At 72.9% G+C, this 16,338-nt stretch carries 19 protein-coding genes; 9 read left to right on the forward strand and 10 right to left on the reverse strand.

The genetic code is table 11. From position 1 onward, the window contains the following. Positions 1 to 113 precede the first annotated feature (113 nt). From ACZ44S_RS28015 to ACZ44S_RS28030, 4 genes are all read right to left on the reverse strand, one after another. A complete protein-coding gene (locus tag ACZ44S_RS28015; protein WP_466933726.1) occupies positions 114 to 488 on the reverse strand; it encodes a hypothetical protein in 375 nt (124 codons plus the stop codon). Between the two features lie 85 nt (positions 489 to 573). Beyond that, on the reverse strand, positions 574 to 1,098 hold the full coding sequence (locus ACZ44S_RS28020) for a roadblock/LC7 domain-containing protein (RefSeq protein ID WP_466933728.1): 525 nt from the start codon (positions 1,096 to 1,098) through the stop codon (positions 574 to 576). Between the two features lie 38 nt (positions 1,099 to 1,136). Next, positions 1,137 to 1,919, reverse strand: a complete 783-nt coding sequence (locus ACZ44S_RS28025; RefSeq protein WP_466933730.1) for a hypothetical protein — start codon at positions 1,917 to 1,919, stop codon at positions 1,137 to 1,139. Next, positions 1,916 to 2,320 (reverse strand): hypothetical protein, encoded by a 405-nt coding sequence (locus tag ACZ44S_RS28030; protein ID WP_466933732.1) that lies wholly within the window; start codon positions 2,318 to 2,320, stop codon positions 1,916 to 1,918. Before ACZ44S_RS28030 ends, ACZ44S_RS28025 begins: the two co-directional genes overlap by 4 nt. 451 nt (positions 2,321 to 2,771) lie before the next feature. Here ACZ44S_RS28030 and ACZ44S_RS28035 point away from each other — a divergent pair, with 451 nt between their 5' ends. Next, positions 2,772 to 3,926 (forward strand): hypothetical protein, encoded by a 1,155-nt coding sequence (locus tag ACZ44S_RS28035; RefSeq protein WP_466933734.1) that lies wholly within the window; start codon positions 2,772 to 2,774, stop codon positions 3,924 to 3,926. 220 nt (positions 3,927 to 4,146) lie between these two features. Here ACZ44S_RS28035 and ACZ44S_RS28040 read toward each other — a convergent pair whose 3' ends face one another. Next, positions 4,147 to 5,472: a hypothetical protein gene (locus ACZ44S_RS28040; RefSeq protein WP_466933735.1), complete on the reverse strand. Its 1,326-nt coding sequence runs from the start codon at positions 5,470 to 5,472 to the stop codon at positions 4,147 to 4,149. 250 nt (positions 5,473 to 5,722) lie between these two features. Here ACZ44S_RS28040 and ACZ44S_RS28045 point away from each other — a divergent pair, with 250 nt between their 5' ends. The 3 genes from ACZ44S_RS28045 to tgmB all read left to right on the forward strand — a co-directional run bounded on the left by ACZ44S_RS28045 (position 5,723) and on the right by tgmB (position 7,361). Next, positions 5,723 to 6,049 (forward strand): YkvA family protein, encoded by a 327-nt coding sequence (locus tag ACZ44S_RS28045; RefSeq protein WP_466933736.1) that lies wholly within the window; start codon positions 5,723 to 5,725, stop codon positions 6,047 to 6,049. A gap of 120 nt (positions 6,050 to 6,169) precedes the next feature. Next, positions 6,170 to 6,361, forward strand: coding sequence for a putative ATP-grasp-modified RiPP (tgmA, locus tag ACZ44S_RS28050; RefSeq protein ID WP_004935783.1), 192 nt, complete (start codon positions 6,170 to 6,172; stop codon positions 6,359 to 6,361). A 16-nt stretch (positions 6,362 to 6,377) separates the two neighbouring features. Next, on the forward strand, positions 6,378 to 7,361 hold the full coding sequence (gene tgmB, locus ACZ44S_RS28055; RefSeq protein ID WP_466933738.1) for an ATP-grasp ribosomal peptide maturase: 984 nt from the start codon (positions 6,378 to 6,380) through the stop codon (positions 7,359 to 7,361). Between the two features lie 17 nt (positions 7,362 to 7,378). On the opposite strand, the gene ACZ44S_RS28060 is transcribed toward tgmB, so the two are convergent. Then, positions 7,379 to 7,594, reverse strand: a complete 216-nt coding sequence (locus ACZ44S_RS28060) for a hypothetical protein (RefSeq protein WP_190162537.1) — start codon at positions 7,592 to 7,594, stop codon at positions 7,379 to 7,381. A 162-nt stretch (positions 7,595 to 7,756) separates the two neighbouring features. Beyond that, positions 7,757 to 8,230 carry a hypothetical protein gene (locus ACZ44S_RS28065; RefSeq protein WP_466933739.1) on the reverse strand — a complete coding sequence of 158 codons (474 nt, stop codon included), beginning with the start codon at positions 8,228 to 8,230 and terminating at the stop codon, positions 7,757 to 7,759. 187 nt (positions 8,231 to 8,417) lie between these two features. On the opposite strand from ACZ44S_RS28065, the gene ACZ44S_RS28070 reads away from it, so the two are divergent. Continuing rightward, on the forward strand, positions 8,418 to 9,389 hold the full coding sequence (locus ACZ44S_RS28070) for a GlxA family transcriptional regulator (protein WP_466933741.1): 972 nt from the start codon (positions 8,418 to 8,420) through the stop codon (positions 9,387 to 9,389). 37 nt (positions 9,390 to 9,426) lie between these two features. Here the strand turns inward: ACZ44S_RS28070 and ACZ44S_RS28075 are convergent, their stop codons facing one another. The 3 genes from ACZ44S_RS28075 to ACZ44S_RS28085 all read right to left on the reverse strand — a co-directional run bounded on the left by ACZ44S_RS28075 (position 9,427) and on the right by ACZ44S_RS28085 (position 12,570). After that, a complete protein-coding gene (locus ACZ44S_RS28075) occupies positions 9,427 to 9,684 on the reverse strand; it encodes a DUF5133 domain-containing protein (protein ID WP_466933743.1) in 258 nt (85 codons plus the stop codon). 115 nt (positions 9,685 to 9,799) lie between these two features. Further along, the gene (locus tag ACZ44S_RS28080; RefSeq protein WP_466933745.1) at positions 9,800 to 11,569 is read right to left on the reverse strand and encodes an ABC transporter ATP-binding protein; all 1,770 of its coding nucleotides are present in this window, start codon (positions 11,567 to 11,569) and stop codon (positions 9,800 to 9,802) included. Positions 11,570 to 11,712: 143 nt separating this feature from the next. After that, the gene (locus ACZ44S_RS28085; protein ID WP_466933747.1) at positions 11,713 to 12,570 is read right to left on the reverse strand and encodes an aldo/keto reductase; all 858 of its coding nucleotides are present in this window, start codon (positions 12,568 to 12,570) and stop codon (positions 11,713 to 11,715) included. Between the two features lie 221 nt (positions 12,571 to 12,791). On the opposite strand from ACZ44S_RS28085, the gene ACZ44S_RS28090 reads away from it, so the two are divergent. The 4 genes from ACZ44S_RS28090 (at position 12,792) to ACZ44S_RS28105 (ending at position 16,179) form a co-directional block, all read left to right on the forward strand. Beyond that, positions 12,792 to 13,205, forward strand: coding sequence for a VOC family protein (locus ACZ44S_RS28090; RefSeq protein ID WP_466933749.1), 414 nt, complete (start codon positions 12,792 to 12,794; stop codon positions 13,203 to 13,205). A 172-nt stretch (positions 13,206 to 13,377) separates the two neighbouring features. Beyond that, complete coding sequence (locus ACZ44S_RS28095; RefSeq protein ID WP_466933751.1) at positions 13,378 to 14,268, forward strand: Gfo/Idh/MocA family protein; 891 nt, start codon at positions 13,378 to 13,380, stop codon at positions 14,266 to 14,268. Positions 14,269 to 14,584: 316 nt separating this feature from the next. Then, the gene (locus tag ACZ44S_RS28100) at positions 14,585 to 15,790 is read left to right on the forward strand and encodes a glycoside hydrolase family 64 protein (protein WP_466933753.1); all 1,206 of its coding nucleotides are present in this window, start codon (positions 14,585 to 14,587) and stop codon (positions 15,788 to 15,790) included. Positions 15,791 to 15,972: 182 nt separating this feature from the next. Then, positions 15,973 to 16,179 carry a hypothetical protein gene (locus ACZ44S_RS28105; RefSeq protein WP_190162528.1) on the forward strand — a complete coding sequence of 69 codons (207 nt, stop codon included), beginning with the start codon at positions 15,973 to 15,975 and terminating at the stop codon, positions 16,177 to 16,179. Positions 16,180 to 16,338: the final 159 nt, after the last annotated feature.

Here is a 16,338-nt window from a genome sequence, read left to right on the forward strand (position 1 = left end):
GAAGAAGAAAAAGGAGAAGGAAAACACCCCCCCCCCCCCCCCCCCCCCCCCCCCCCTCCTCCCTCCTCCCCCCCCCCCCCCCCCCCCTCTCCCCCCCCCCCCCCGCGGCCGGCTCAGACCTCCAGATCGGCCTCGATACGGCGCAACTGGTGTCGGGCCATGGCGAGGTTGGCCCGGCCCGCGTCGAGCACCAGGTAGAGGAAGAGACCGTTCCCGCCGCGCCCCTTGAGCAGGCGGATCAGGTGGTACTGGCTGCTCAGGGTGATCAGGATGTCCTCGATCTCGTCGTTCAGCCCCAGGTGTTCCATGGTCCGCAGCTTGGAGCGGACCACGTCGGTGTTGCCGGCGGCGGCGACCTCCAGGTTGAAGTCCTTGCCGCCGCCCAGCGTGCCGAGGGCCATACCGCTGGTGTAGTCGACGAGTGCGACGGCCGTGGCGCCGTCGATCGAGCTGAGGCATTCCTTGAGCGAGGTCTCGGTGTTGGCCATGAGTGGTGTCCTTTCCGTCGGGATGGGTTGTTCGGGCCGGCCGCAGGTTCGTGCGAAGGCGTCCGGCCGGGAGAAAAGCCGGTGTTCAGCCGCCGGGCTGGGTCCGGGGCCGGTGTGCGGGCAGTTGCGGGGTCCGCACCGGGAGGGTGCCGATGGGCCGGGCCGGATCCATGTCCGGTGCCCGCGCGGGGAGCTCGCGGGGGGCGAGCCGGTCGGCGTGCCGGCCCCCGCCCGGGCCGACGTGGGTATCCACCAGCTCCGCGATCCGGGCGCCGCTGCGCCGGCCCTCCAGGTGCAGCCGGCCCACATTGACCCGGTCGTCGGCGAGCAGGGTGAGGACGGCCGTGGGGCCGGCCGCGTAGGTGGCGATGTAGCCCCGGCTGCCGCGCACGATAAGCTCGCAGAACTCGCCGCGGGCGGCCGCGTCGGTCAGGCGGTACGCGACGCCGAGCGCGGCGGCGGTGAGCGCGGCCAGCCCTTCCGGTTCGGTGTCGGGGACGTCGTGGGCGAGGACGAGTCCGTCGACGGTGGCCGCGAGGGCGCCCGCCAGCCGGGGTATGCGGGTGCGGAGCCGACGCAGTTCGTCCAGCACGTCGGTCTCGACGGCCATGAGCAGTCTCCTTTCGGCACGCTGCCGGCGCGCGCGGATCACAGTGCCTCCAAGGCGTCCAGGAGCCGTCTCAGCAGCGCTGTGTCGGGCTCGTCCCACGCCGTGCCGCCCGCGTCGGGGACGGGGTGCACGGGCGTGGCGGGCGGGGGTGGTGGCGCGGGCGTGACCAGCCCGTCGGCGGCCAGACGGCGCAGTTCGACGAGGGTGTGGAAGGTGCGGTGGGCGAGGGCCGAGGCGATCTGCGCGGCGGTGCGGCCCCCGTCGACCAGCGCGAGGGTGCGACCGCGGCGGGGCGGCAGCCCGGCGGGATCGGCGCCGGCGGCGCGGGTGAGCGGCGCGGTGTCGACGGCCGGGTCGGGCCAGATGCGGTGCAGCAGGTCGACGCGGCGCCGGGACTCGCGCAGCACCGTGGCCACGGGCACGGGACGCACCGCGCCGAACCAGTGTGCGACGCCCGGGCGGAAGCGGAGCGCGGCTCCGTCGTGGGCGAGCGCGAAGTACGCGGCGTCGAACAGCGCGCCCAGGTGGCACAGTTCCAGGGCGCCGGCGGTCAGGCGTCCGCTGTCCACCAGTCGGCGGCCCACCTGGTGCGCGGCGCCCGCCCGCTGGACCGCCTCCCACCAGCCGGACGGCGCGACCGCGCCGCTGCGCGTGAGCAGGTCGCCGAGATCGGGGCTGTGGGCGGATTCCACGTGGACGACATGTCCCGCCGCGAGGTAGAAGATCCCGGACTCCGTGGAGAGCGCCCCGGTGGCGTGGTCGGCGGCGAGGGTGCCGAGCAGCTCGGGTGCGGATCCGTCCGTGCGTTCCGCCGTGGTCATCCGAGCACCAGCCGGTCGGCCATCTCGGCCAGCCGTATGCGGGCCAGGGCGAGGTTGCCGTCGGCGCGGTCGAGCCACAGGTACAGGAACACGGTGCTGTCGAAGGTCGTGACGACGAAACGCAGCAGGTGGTACGCGTCCGCGCCGGTGAGGATCAGGTCCTCGACGGGCGGTGCCCCGCCGGCCGTTCCCCTCCCGCCTCCGTCGGCCGAGGCGAGGGTGCCGCTCTCCATGGCCTGGCGGGCGAGTTCGGCGGTCTCCGCGGCCGTGGCCTCCGCGTCGCCGCCCGGTGCGTCACCCACCGCGCCCAGGGCGAGCCCGCTGATCCAGTCGGCCACCAGGGCACCGCGCGCCCCGGGCAGTCGCATGGCTTCCAGCAGACTTTCGTCGATTCCGGGCACGCCGGATCCCCCTCCTCGCACGGCTGTACCGCGAACGTGACGTCGACGCTACGGTGTGTGCTCGACCGAGGTGAGAGCTTTGGTGTTTTCCTGGGGAATATGCGACAGACGTGACCCGCCACTGGTAGGGTCCGGGACTTTGCCCCGAGACGGTGTCGGCGGTCCGGTGCCGGTGCGGACAGGGCCGGCCCCGATGCGGATGGTGGGCCGGCCCTGCTCGCGGGACCATTGTGATGATGTTCGTACCGCCCGGACACGGGTGAACGGACATCACCACGTGCGCGCCGCGCACACCCCGCGCGCGACACGCCGCGCACTCATCCCACATGAGGGCCGTACGAGGCGGGTAGGCGCGGGCCGGACCCGCCGTTCCGGCGGAGCCCCGCGTCATGGCGCAGGCCGTCGGCGACGATACTGGCAGGAGCACGTGCCCCCGCTCACCAATGGACCCATGCCGAACTCCTCCACAGCCCGCCCCACGATCCCCACCACGGTCTGGCCGGCCCGTGGCCGCCACACCGGTGGCGGGGCCGACGAGGCCCTCCGGCGCGGCTTGCGCCGCCTCAAGGACGGCGGGTACATCGACGACTTCCTGGAACTCCCCGCCGCCGAGACCGCACCCGACCTGGTATTCGAATCCCGGACGCGGGTCGCCGGGGAGGTCACCGTGCGCGCCCGGCTGAGCCTCGCGCCCGCCACGGACCGGGGCCGGGAGTGGACCCTGGTCGCGGAGGCCGAGGAGCCCTGGCAGCAGGCCTGGCCGTCCCCGACCGGGATGTTCTGGGAGCGCGAGGCGGACACCGACTGGCACCACGACGCGGCGACGGGACTGCGCGTCGGGGAGGTCAATCCGCTCCCGGAGGACGACAAGGCCGTACGACGGCTGCTGCGCGACTGCGCACGCGACGCGTGGCACATCCATGTGGTCGTCCACGAGGCGATGACCACGGACGAGCGCGGCCGGGTGCCGCTCGCGAGCTGGCTGCCGCCGGGGTTGCGGCACCGGGTCGTGGAGCACCGGGCCACCCCCCAGCAGTCGCGGGTGGCGAACTGGGCGCTGCGGGAGTTCGGAGTGCAGGTTCCGCGCGGAGGTGCCGTGGTGCTGCCGGGCACTCCGGCCCCGGAGGGCTACACCGCCGACGCCTTCGCCGTACGGGCGGTGTTCCTGGACGGAACACAACCGGCGGGTCTCGTCGACGCGGTGACCCGCTTCGACGCACTGCCGCGGGCACTGCCGGAAGGTGCGCGGGAGGCGCTGACGGCGCTCCGGGAGGACTGGCACCTGCTGACCCCGGAGGAGGAACTGGAGCGGGAGCGCGCGCTGGTGGCGATGTACGCCGAGGCCTTGGAGGCCATGACGAAGTCCAGGGACCTGTACCGGGAGGCCGCCGAACGGGCCCATGAGGCGCTGGCCGCGTACCAGGACGCGGCCGGCACCCCGGCCATCGCGCAGCCGCCCGCGCCCCGGACGGCCTCCACGCCCTTGCAGCACCTGACCCGCACCCTGGAACGTCTGAGGTCCGGCAGCACCAGGACCCGCCGGGACCCGGCCCGGGAGGCCGGGGAACCGGCCCCGGAACGGCAGCCCACGACGTCCGACCGTTGAGCGGCCCGCGGTTCACCGCACCGGCGAGGAGGCACGTCCCGCCGCGCGGCGGGACACCGGGCGAACGGCCGTCCAGGGCCTGTCGTTTGCATCACCCTGGCGTCGCGGGGCCTGGCACGCACAGCCGCACGCACCGGACCCCGCCCGGTTCGGCCGAGACGCACCGCCGGCCACAGCCAGGCCGATCCGAACGGCCCTGGCCGCCGTCCGGTGTCGGCGGTCACTCCCCCGCTTCGGCCACGCGGTGGGGCTCCGGGGGCGGCCAGGGGCTCCAGCGGGCGCCCGGGAAGGGGAAGGCCACGCGGACGACCAGGGCCGTCAGTGCCAGGAGCGCGGCCGCGAGGGCGGCGGAGGTGGCGAGCCAGGTGGGCGCGAGCGCCAGGTCCACCGCGCGGGGCAGCACGGCCGACGGGAGGGTACCGCCGTAGGCATGGGCCGCGGCGAGGGCGGTCGGCACCACGACCGCCACCGCCAGCACCACCGCACCGGGACGCACCACCAGGATCAGCGCCAGCAGCGTGCAGAGGACCGACAGGCCGACGGCGAAGGCGTGCAGGCCAAGGGGGACGCTGTCCTGTTGCAGCGGGAAGTGGGTCACCGCGCACACGGCGAGGGCCACCGCGACGAGCCAGCTCGACCAGATCACGGGCCGGGCCACCGGCCGCGGCGTGCGGTTGCGGCGGGCGGCTGCCGCGGGGCGACGGCGCGGGCGCCGCGTCCGTCGTGCGCCGTCGCGGACGGCGGGCCGCCGGCGGCCGACGCGGAATCCGGCGCGCGGGGCGGGAGCGGGTGCGCCGTCCAAGCGGCGGCCGTCCTGCGGGCTCTCGCCGCTCCCGTCCGCGAGCCGGTGCGCCTCCGGCGCCGGCCGGCGCAGGTGCTCGGGCGGCCGGTGCACGGCCAGACGGTCGATCAGTTCGACCAGTTCGTCGACGGAGCGGCCGGTCGCGGCGGCGCGCAGCGCCTCCTCACGGCAGTGGGGCGCCAGCGGCTCGTTGTGGAGCAGCGCCACCAGAAGGGTGACGTCCTCGACGGAGCGGTGCGCCGCAGCCGCGCGGATCGTCTCGTCCGCGCTGCCGACGTCGCGGGGCTCCCGGGTCAGCAGCGCGACGAGCCGGGTGACGTCCTCCACGGACCGGTCGATCCCGGCGGCGCGCAGAGCGTCGACGACCGCCCTCGTGTGCTGGGGCGACCGTTCCAGTGCGGTGATGAGGTCGACGACCTCCTCGAGGGGACGGTCCGCCACGGCCGCGTGGACGAGGTCGCCGACCGGATCGCCGTACGGCCTGCCCGCCGCCGGGGCGCCGGGGCCCGGCGGGTCCGAGCGCCCCGTGTGCTCGACGGGGTCCACGAGGTCGACGGTGGCGACCGGATCGCGCGGCGGCCCGGTGTCCTCCGCTGCCGCGTGGCCCGCCGCCAGCGGCGCTCGGGGCGGATCGGACCGTTGGGTGCCGGTCGCGGCGGCCGTGCCGTCGGTGGGCGGGGCCCCGGCCGCTCCGAAGGGTATGACCGGTTCGTTCGAGCGAGATGACGAAGGCAAAGTGGTCATGATCGGCTCCATGAGGAAGGCTGATGACCATTACTAGGCATCCCCCCACCTGGCTGCCACTTGACTGGGCCACCGGGATGACCTGCGGCGATCCGGCGTTTCGCGGGGATGCGGCAGGGCATCGGACGCGTGCGCGCATGGCCGGTCCCCGCCGCCATACCGGGGCCGTCAGCGGGAATCCGACCGGAGAGGGCTGTGCCGCGGCCGGCGGGGCCGCGGCGCTCCGGTCATCGGAAGGAGGGCAGCGACGTTGGAGTCGACCACTGTCGTGCTGACCGTCGCCGCGATCCTCGCGGCCGCGGTGCTGGCCGGAGCCGTCACCGTCCTGGTCCGTCTGGTCCGTACGCGGCAGGAGTTGCGACGGGCGGGACTGCCCACGGGTCCGCGCTGGGTCTTCTGGGGTGCCGTCCTGTACCTGGTGCTGCCGGCCGACCTGCTGCCCGATCCGGTCTACCTGGACGACATCGGCGTCCTTCTGCTCGCTCTGCGCACCATGCGTCGCTCCCTCGGTGCGGGACTGCCCGGAGCGCCTTCGCGGCGGTCGGGACGGCAACCCGCCGATGACTACGCTCCGTAAGGAAACCAACCACCCGTTCGATTCGTATAAGTCTCTGGAAGCCGAAAGAAGTCGGCGGACCAAGCGGCGGGCCACAGCGGGCCGTTGCCTGGTCGGCGCAGCACCGACGAGGGAGACACGATGCAACCGTTCGCGCTCAACTACGCACGCCCGGCAGTTGAGTTGGCCGTTGCCACTCCGTATGCGTACGACTCCGGACTGCAGTTGAACGTACTCGGGGACGGACGGATCGCCGCCTGCGACCACGCGCTGTTGCGTGAGGTGGGGACCACGACGTCCACCGCGGGCTCCAAGACCCACTTCGACGACTGAACGCGGACCGTAGACGATGACCGTGCTGATCCTCACCTGTGAGGAGGACGTCACCGCCGACATGGTGGTCGTCCATCTGAACGGCTCCGGAGTGCCCGTGGTGCGCCTCGACCCGGCCGATCTGACCGACGGCGTCTCACTGTCCGGCGAGTTCGTCCACGGCCGGTTCCGCGGCCATCTCTCCGTCGGGGGGCGTCTGGTGAGCATCGGCGGGCTGCGGTCCGTCTGGGTGCGCCGGCCGGGCACCCCGGCCGGGCGCGCGCCGCAGCCCTCCGCGTGGCTGACCGAGGAGGCCTCGCAGGCGCTCTACGGAATGCTGCGCGGCTGCGACGCACGCTGGATGAACCATCCGGACGCGGCCCGGCAGGCCCGCCACAAGCCGTGGCAGCTGCGGCTGGCCCAGCGCTGCGGCCTGCCCGTGCCGGCCACGGTGATCACCACGTTCCCGCGGGCGGCGCGGGAGTTCGCGGAGCGGTTCCCCGATCTGGTGGTCAAGCCGGTGTCGGGTGCGCATCCGCAGGATCCGCCGAGGGCCGTGCCGACCAGCCGGGTGGCGCCGGACGCGGACTTCTCGGCGGTCGCGTTCGGGCCGACGCTGCTTCAGCGTCGGGTCGCCAAGCGGGCCGACATCCGGCTGACCGTGGTGGGCGAACGGTTGCTGGCGGCCCGCAAGGCGACGCCGCCGGACGCGGATCCGGAGGAGGTGGATGTGCGTTTCGCCGCGCCCGGATCACCCTGGGAGCCGGTCGAGGTCCCGGCGCGCACCGCCGACACCGTTCGCACCTACATGCGCCGGGCAGAACTGGCGTACGGGGCATTCGACTTCGCCGAGGACGCCGACGGGACGTGGTGGTTTCTGGAGTGCAATCAGTCGGGGCAGTTCGGGTTCGTGGAGGTGGAGACGGAACAGCCGATCGCGCGGACCATCGCGGAGTGGCTGTCCCGCCCCATTCCCGACGAGCCCGCGGAGCTCAACGGGGCGAGCACCACGGTGCGATGAGTGACCGTCACACGCGGTCAGTGCGGCCGCGGTCCGGGCAGCAGGGCGGTGCGCTGCCAGCCGTTGCCCGGGGACTGCGGCCGGTCGGGACCCGGACCGAAGCCGCCGGACCGCAGGGGCCGCATGACCGACTCCAGCTCCCGGCTCACGCGTTCGGCCTCGCGGCGGACCTGTGCGGGCACGTCGCCGCACTCCGCGATGAGTCGGTCGTAGATGGGGGAATCCTGGAACACCCGTCAACGTGCCTTTCTGCTCGGCGGCCCCGGTGCGGGGACGCGACTGCCGAGTGTAGGCGTCCGTCCGGTGCGACGTGCGACTTCCCCGGGACGACGTGACACGGAACGGTCACACGGGATCTGCCGCGCATTGCGGTGACGGCGGGCGGATCCGGGCGGTCAGGCGCCCGTCGTCGACCCGGGGCGGACGATCATCAGGACCGTGACGGTCGCCCAGAGGAGGTTGAACACCCCCGTGAACATCGCGAGTTGAACGGTGCTCTGCCGGTCGACCGGCCGGTCTTCGGCGAGCTGCTCGACGAGTTCGTCCTGACGGGGGAGCACGAAGGCGAGGAGAACCCCGGCAGCCACCGCGGTCAGGGTGATCGAGGTGATGAGCCAGCCGTCGCCCAGCACGCCCATCGCGAGGGCGGTGGCGAGGCCGAGTACGGGGACGAGGATCGCCATCCGGGCGTAGACCCGGCAGATGCGGTGGAGCAGTGCGACGGTGGTGACCCCCTTGGGGGCGGACCCGTCGCCCCCCGCGGAGGCGGCGCGGCGTACGGCCGGCGGGAACATACTGGCCGCGACGGTGACGGGGCCGACGGCGATGATCGCCGCCAGGACGTGGAGGGACAGCAGGAACTTGGTCACCGGGACTCTTTCCTTGGTGTGATCAGCGGTGCCGGGCTCACGTTAGGGGCCTCATCGAAGATCACCCAGGGGCTGAAACGACAGCTTCCAACGAGTTCCCGCCAGCCGCGTTCACCGCGCTTTGGCAACGTCGTCGGCCGGAGGACCCGCTCAGGAGCATGGCGGGAACCCGTCTATCGTGGCGGTCATGCACTCCGTGGCGATTCTGGTTCTCGATGGCGTCGTGCCGTTCGACATGGCGGCGCCCATGCAGGTCTTCGACTGGACGCGGCTGCCCGACGGCCGGCACCCCTACCGGGTCCGGCTGTGCGCCGAGCGGCCGGAGGTGACCGCGGACGGCGGCTTCGGCCTGCGCGTCGACCGTGGCCTGGAGGCGCTGGCCGACGCCGACACGGTCATCGTCCCCGGCCGAGGCGAGGACGCCCCGCCGCCCTCCCCCGCGGTCCTCGCCGCGCTGCGGGGGGCGGCCGCGGCCGGCACCCGGATCGCCTCGGTGTGCGTGGGCGCCTTCGTGCTGGCGGAGGCCGGGCTGCTGGACGGTCGGCGCGCCACCACGCACTGGGTGGCCGCCGGCCGGCTCGCCCGGGACTTCCCCCGCGTCGATGTGCAGCCGGACGTGCTCTATGTCGACAACGGCCAGATCCTCACCTCGGCCGGCGCCGCCGCCGCACTGGACATGTGCCTGCACATGATCCGCCGGGACCTGGGCTCGGCCGTGGCCGCGAACGCCGCCCGGATGTCGGTGATGCCGCTGGAGCGGGAGGGCGGCCAGGCCCAGTTCATCGTGCACGAACACCCGCCCGTGCCCCGAGGGTCGGCTCTCGAGCCGCTGCTGGACTGGATCGAGGACAACCTGGCCCACGAGGTGACGCTCGGGGCGATGGCGGCCCGCGCGGGGATGAGCGAGCGCACCTTCAGCCGGCGGTTCCGTGAGCAGACGGGCACCACGCCGTTGCAGTGGCTGCTGCGGGCCCGGGTGCGGCGCGCCCAGTACCTGCTGGAGAACAGCGACCACACGGTCGAACGGATCGCGCAGCAGGCCGGTTTCGGATCGCCCACGGCGTTCCGCGAGCGCTTCCGCAAGGTGGTGGGCACCACGCCGTACGCCTACCGCTCGTCGTTCAACGGGCGCCGCGCCGTCACCGCGAGCAGGTCGTGAACGGTTCCCCGCCCGGAGAGCCGAGCGGCCCGGGTGCTCAGACGGCCAGGGACAGGCCGTTCTCGCCGTCCGCCTGCGCGGCGCGGCCGGGTGCGGGCCGGGCGCGGACGAGCAGCGCGTCGGCCTGCGCTATGGCGTCGTGGACACCGGACGCCCCCATCATCACGCAGAGCGTGTGGCTGACCTCCTTCAGCTCGCGTGCCGCCGCGGGCGTATGCCGCTCCGCCTGAGCGATCTGCAGCGTCGCGTACCGCGTCAGCAGCTGTCTGACGACCTTCGGGTCCGGTCCGAGCACGAATGCACCCCTCTCTGGTTTTTCGCTGCGTATGCCCGAACCAGACGGAAGCACTCATCCCGATTGCTCAAGTGGCCGCAACTGACCAAAAACAGTCGCACCCTGACCGGGGCGCTCAGGCCACCTGGCCGCTGTGCAGCGCCGTGTACGCCCCGCCCCGGCGCAGCAGGTCCTCATGCGTTCCGATCTCCTGGATGCGACCGTCCGCCATCACCACGATCCGGTCGGCGCCGCGCACCGTGGACAGCCGGTGCGCCACGACAAACGTGGTGCGCCCGCGCAGCAGCCGCGCGAGGGCCTCCTGCACCAGCGCCTCCGAGCGGGTGTCCAGTGCCGAGGTCGCCTCGTCCAGCACCAGCACCTTGGGGTCCCGGATCAGGGCGCGGGCGATGGCCAGGCGCTGGCGCTGACCGCCGGACAGCCGGGCGCCGCGCTCCCCGACGAGGGTGTCGAGCCCCTGGGGCAGCCGGTCGACGAACTCCAGCGCGTTGGCGTCGCGCAGCGCGGCCCGTACCGTCTCCTCGTCGGCGTCGTCCATGCCGTAGGCGACGTTCTCCCTGACGGTGCCGTCGAACAGGACCGACTCCTGGGGCACCACCGACAGGAAGCGACGGTAGGTGCGCAGATCGAGACTGTTCATGTCGGTGCCGTCGAGCAGCAGCCTGCCCCAGGTCGGCCGGACGAAGCCGATGACGAGGTTGAGCACCGTGGACTTGCCCGCTCCCGAGGCGCCCACCAGGGCGATGGTCTCGCCCGGGGCGACATCGAGGGTGAAGTCCCGAACGGCCGGCCGCCCGCCGGTGTCGTAGGCGTGGCCGACGTTCTCGAAGGTGATCGCGCCGCGCAGGCCGCCGAGCCCCGCCTTGCCCTCGTTGTCCTCCAGTTCGGGCGCCTGGAGCACCTCGCCGACCGAGCGGACGGACTCCAGCCCTTTGGTGATGACCGGGGCCAGTCCCGCCAGTGTGGTCGTCGAGTTGGTGAGCGTGGTCAGGAAGGCGCTGAGCATCACGACGTCCCCCGCGGTGACGCCCCAGACGTCGTAGTACGAGATGAGCGCGGCGCCGGCCAGTACGCCCACGCCGACCACGTTCAGGACGACCCAGGCCAGCGAGCCGAAGCGGCCGTTGACCAGATCGAGGCGCATCCCGGAGGTCAGCAGCCGGTCGAGGGTGCCGTTCATCCGGCGCAGCGCCTTGCCCTCCAGGCCGTGGGCGCGGGTGACGGGGATGAGCCGGGTCATCTCCGTCACCCGGGAGGACAGGGTCTCCACCTCGTGGCGGAAGTGCTCGTTGTGGGTGCGCAGCCGGGCCCTCAGCCGGGCGACGAGCAGCGCGGCGGCGGGCACGACGACCAGGAAGACGGGCAGGAACTCGGGGGTGCGGACGGCGATGATGACCAGCCCGCCGGTGAGCACGGTGAGCGCGCCCAGCCCGGTCTCCGCGGTCTGCTGCACCATCTGCTCCACGGTCTCCACGTCCCGGACCACCTTGGCCTGGAGCACGCCCGTGCTGATCCGGGAGTGGTAGCCGATGGAGAGCTGCTGCATGCGCGTACACAGGGCGGAGCGCAGCGCGGTGCCCATGCGGCGGACGCTGCCGTGGAGCAGACGGACGTACAGCACATGGAGCGGGTAGTTGACCAGCAGGATGAACATGATGATGCCGGTGCTGGTCCACAGCCGGGATATCGGCTGGTGCTGGACGACGGTGTCGATGATCGACGCGGTGATCAGCGGCAGTAGCCAGACGGGGCTGTGCTTGACCGTGAAGACGACGACGGCGCCGGCCAGCCGGCCGCGGTCCGCCCGGAACAGATAGGCGAGGGTGCGGACGGGATGCTCGCCCCGGTAACGGTGGTCGAGCGGTCGTTCCGGTGTGGTCGTCATCGGCGGTGGTCCTCCCCTGTGGGCCTGCTCGGCGGGTGCGGCGCGAGCCGCGGGCAAGCGCTTGCCCCTCTGTGCGCAAGGAGTACACCCGGAGCGCGAGGGGCCGCCGTCCGCGTCCGTCGCGCGAGACGGGCGGCACCGTCTCAGGCGGCGTCCAGCTCCGCGATGTCCTCGGCGCTCAGCTCGAGGCCGGCGGCCGCGGCCGAATCACGGACCGACTCCGGCCGGCTCGCCCCCGGAATGGGCACGACCACCGGCGACTTGGCGAGCATCCAGGCCAGGCACACCTGGTGCGCGCTCACCCCGTGCGCCCGGGCGACCCGGGCGAACGGCGCGTGGTCGGAGGCGAGGTCACCGGCCCGGGCGATGCCGCCGAACGGGCTGTAGGGCAGGAACGCGATGCCGAGCTCGCCGCACAGCTCCAGTTCCGGCTCGCTGGAGCGGAAGGCCGGGGAGAACCGGTTCTGCACGGAGACCAGCCGACCGCCGAGGATCCCGTCGGCCTCCCTGATCCGGTCCGGGTCGGCGTTGGAGATCCCCGCCATGCGGATCTTCCCCTCGTCCAGCAGTTCCCGCAGCGCGCCCACGGACTCGGCGTACGGGACGCGGGGGTCGGGCCGGTGGAACTGGTAGAGCCCGATGGCCTCCACGCCGAGCCGGCGCAGTGACGCCTCGCAGGCCCGCTTCAGATGGGCGGGGCTGCCGTCCAGCGTCCAGCTGCCGTCGCCGGGGCGCAGATGGCCGCCCTTGGTGGCGACCAGGACGTCGCCGCCGCGGTCGTGGGAGGCGAGGGCCTTGGCGATCAGGGTCTCGTTGTGTCCGACCTCGTCGGCGTCCCTGTGGTAGGCGTCCGCGGTGTCGATCAGCGTGACACCGGCGTCCAGGGCGGCATGGAGGGTGGCCAGGGAGCGGGCCTCGTCCGGGCGGCCCTCGATCGACATGGGCATCGCGCCCAGGCCGACGGCACCGACCTCGACATCACCGATACGGCGGGTGTGCATGGGGAAGCGACCTCTTCCGGCTGTGGCTGCGACGGGTGGTGGAAAGCGCGTACCAGCCTGGTCCCGGGGCGGCCGGAAATCCAATAGAAGGATGCGAACGCATTCAGCAGGCGGAACGCTGAATCGCGGGGCCCTCGGCATCGGCGCCCGCCGCGCGGGCACCGGAGCCCGGCGCTACGCTGCGCGCAGTCCACCCCATGCACCGTTTTCGGGAGGTATGTATGGCCTCACTTCTCAACCCGTACCTGAGTTTCGACGGGGACGCGCGGCAGGCGATGGAGTTCTACAAGGAGGTCTTCGGCGGCGAGCTGCGCCTCAACACCTTCGGGGAGGCCGGGCAGCCCGGCGCCGAAGGATCCGACAAGATCATGCACGGCATGCTGACGACCGCCGAGGGCTTCACCCTGATGGGCGCCGACATGCCGCCGGGCATGGAGCACAGCCCCGGCAACAACTTCGCCGTGAGCCTCAGCGGCGAGGACGAGGGCACCCTGCGCGGCTACTGGGACAAGCTGTCCGGGGGCGGCTCGGTGTCCGTGCCGTTGGAGAAGCAGATGTGGGGTGACGTGTTCGGGATGTGCACGGACCGCTTCGGCATTCCCTGGATGGTCAACATCAACCAGCCCGGGGACTGAACACGCCTCACGGCGAGCGGGCGCACGGGACCGCCCCCGTCCCGCGCCCGCCACGCCCCTCTCTCCCGGCGGCTCGCTGTTGACATGGCCTTTCGGCAGGGATCATCGTGCTGACCCGAGCACGATCAGGGCACGGGTCCGGCGGATGCCGGCCCGCGGGAGAGGCGGCGGCATGCGGATCGGACTGCTGGGCACCGGCCCCTGGGCGCGGGCGGCACACGCCCCCGCCCTGAGCGGGCACCCGGACCTCGACCTCACCGGCGTGTGGGGCCGCCGTGCGGACGCCGCCGCGGAGCTGGCCGTACTGCACGGCACCCGGGCCTACGACGACCTCGACGCGCTCCTCGCCGACGTGGACGCGGTCGCCGTCGCGCTGCCGCCGGCGGTGCAGGCCGAACTGGCCGTGCGCGCGGCGCGGGCGGGGTGCCATCTGCTGCTCGACAAGCCGCTCGCACCGACGGTCGCCCAGGGCCGGGCGGTGGTCGGGGCCGTCGAGCGGGCCGGGGTCGCCTCGGTGGTCTTCTTCACCACCCGTTTCCAGCCCGGTCCTGAGGCATGGATCGGCGAACAGGCCCGCGCGGGTGGCTGGTTCACCGGGCGGGCGCAGTGGCTCGGGGCGGTGTTCACCGCCACGGACAGCCCCTTCGCCGCCTCGCCCTGGCGACGGGAGAAGGGCGCCCTGTGGGACGTCGGCCCGCACGCCCTGTCCGTGCTGCTTCCGGTGCTCGGCGAGCCGCGGCGGGTGACGGCGGCGGCATACGGCCCCGGTGACACCGTCCATCTGGTCCTCGACCACGAGAGCGGCGCGTCGAGCAGTCTCACCCTGAGCCTGACCGCGCCCCCGGCCGCGGCGGGCGCCACCGTCGAACTGCGCGGCGAGGCGGGGGTCACCCTGCTCCCGGAAGCATCGGAGGGCGTCGTCCCCGCCGTCACCCGGGCCTTGGACGCCCTGCTCACCGCGGCCCGGACCGGCATCCCGCACCCCTGTGACGCGGCGTTCGGCCTCCGCATCACGCGGATCCTGGCAACGGCGGAGTCCCTGCTGGACAGCGGGACGCCCTGAGCACGCCCGCGGAGCGCGCGTCCGCCGGCTGCGGAACGGAGCGCTCCGGACGCGCTCCGTGTCATCCCGGCGCGGCCGGCTTAAGAGCCCCTTAAAGGCCGGTTAAGTGATCGGGGACGCTTCGTCGCCCTTTCAAGTAACCGCAGGTCAGGGCAGGTTGAGGACAAGTCGGACCGGTGGCGGGGGTTCATTGGTGTCCCTACCATCGACCCCGCGCACCGGCCCGGCGTACGTCCTGAGAGCGCTCTCTCCGCCCTCCTCCCCACGTCGGCCGGCGCGGTCAGGAACCCGCACGAGTCCTACAGGAGACCCCCACATGACTCCTCGTCATCAGCGCACCCTCGGCCGCCGCAAGGTCCTCTTCGCCCTCGGCGGAGCCGCCGTGGCCCTCCCCGCGGCGGCGGCGATCGCCCCGCACGCGCTGGCGGACCAGTCCGAAGAGCCGAAGGCCGGCCCGGCAGCGGCCGGATCCCTGCCGCTGACGATCGTCAACAACAGCGGCTCCTTCGACAACGCCAACGTGCACCTCTACGTCGTCGGCAACGCGGACGGCCGTCAGGTGCGGCTCACCCCCGAGGGCACCGTCGTGCCCGTCGCCGCCTCCGACAACGGCCCCGACGGCTTCACCGACTACGCCATCAGCCTGTCCGGCAGCGGCGAGACCAAGCTCTCCCTGCCGTACATGTCCGGCCGGATCTACGTCTCCCTCGGCGCGAAGCTCAAGTTCAAGGCGGTCACCGACGGCAACGGCAACGCCGCACTGCAGTACCCGGCCGGCTGGGTCACCTCGGACCCCAACTACGGCGTGCTGCACGACTGCGCGGAGTTCACCTACAACTCCTCGGGCATGTTCTGCAACACGACGATGGTCGACATGTTCAGCGTGCCGCTGAGCATCAAGCTCACCGGTTCCAAGGACCAGACGACGGGCACGGTCCGCGAGGGCGGGCGCGCGGCCGCGTTCGCCGCCGTCAAGGAGGTGGAGGCGTTCTCCCGGCTGGTCGTGGACGACACGCGGATCATCGCCCCCGGCCACGGTCTGGACGCCGGTCTGTTCGCCGAGGACTACCTCGCCCCGTACATCGACGAGGTGTGGAGCACCTACACCGGCCGCGACCTCAAGGTCACCACCAACGCGGGCACGTTCACCGGCCGGGTGCGCGGTGACCGGTTCACCTTCGACGGGCCCGCGCAGGTCTCCTTCGGCAAGCCGTCCACGCGCGACGTCCTCTTCTGCGACGGTGCCCTCGCCGCCCCCAACGACGGCACCACCGGTCCGGTCGCCGCGGTGCTCGGCGCCGGCTTCAACCGGTCGACGCTGCTCAGCCACCCCGACCAGCCGACCACCGACCCCTCGGTCTTCTACCGGACCGAGATCACCAACCACTACTCCAAGGCCATGCACGCGGCCACGGAGGACGGCCGGGCGTACGGCTTCGCCTTCGACGACGTGGCCGACTTCGCCTCGTACATCCAGGACACCGCGCCGACGGGCCTGCGGCTGACCCTGACGGCCTTCTAGGGCCTCATCCGGCAGGTTTCCCCCGGGGCCGGGAAGGTACCCCGGGGGCCAGGAGGCGGCCCTTCACCGCGGTGCCGCGAGCGTTCCGGATGCACGGCGGGCTCCCGCGTTGAATGGTGAGTATCGGACCCGATGACAGCACCGGGGCCGCAACCGTGATCCCGGACCCGAGGAGCCAGAAGATGTCGACGTCCCAGCCCGACGCGTCCCGGCAGCCCGAGGACCGTGCCACCCCGGACAGCCTGCTCCACGCCCGCACCGGCACCGATGTGTCGCCGGAGGACCTGGTTCTTGCCTCCGGCAAGGACCTCACCCCGCAGAACCTCGAATGGGCCGAGCGGAAGCTCGCCGAGGAGGGGCCCGCCGCCCTGGACAAGATCCTTCCCTGAATCCCGCGCACTCCTGCTCCAGCGGCAGGACGGCGGGGGGGGGGGGGGGGTGTGGGGGGTGGGTGGGGGGGGGGGGGTGGTGGGTCGATGTGTCCGCGGGCCTCTCCTTCCCCCTGTTTCCCCCACTCGCATCCCCCTCCTCTACGAAAGGTTCTATTT

The organism is Streptomyces malachitofuscus (assembly GCF_055571035.1).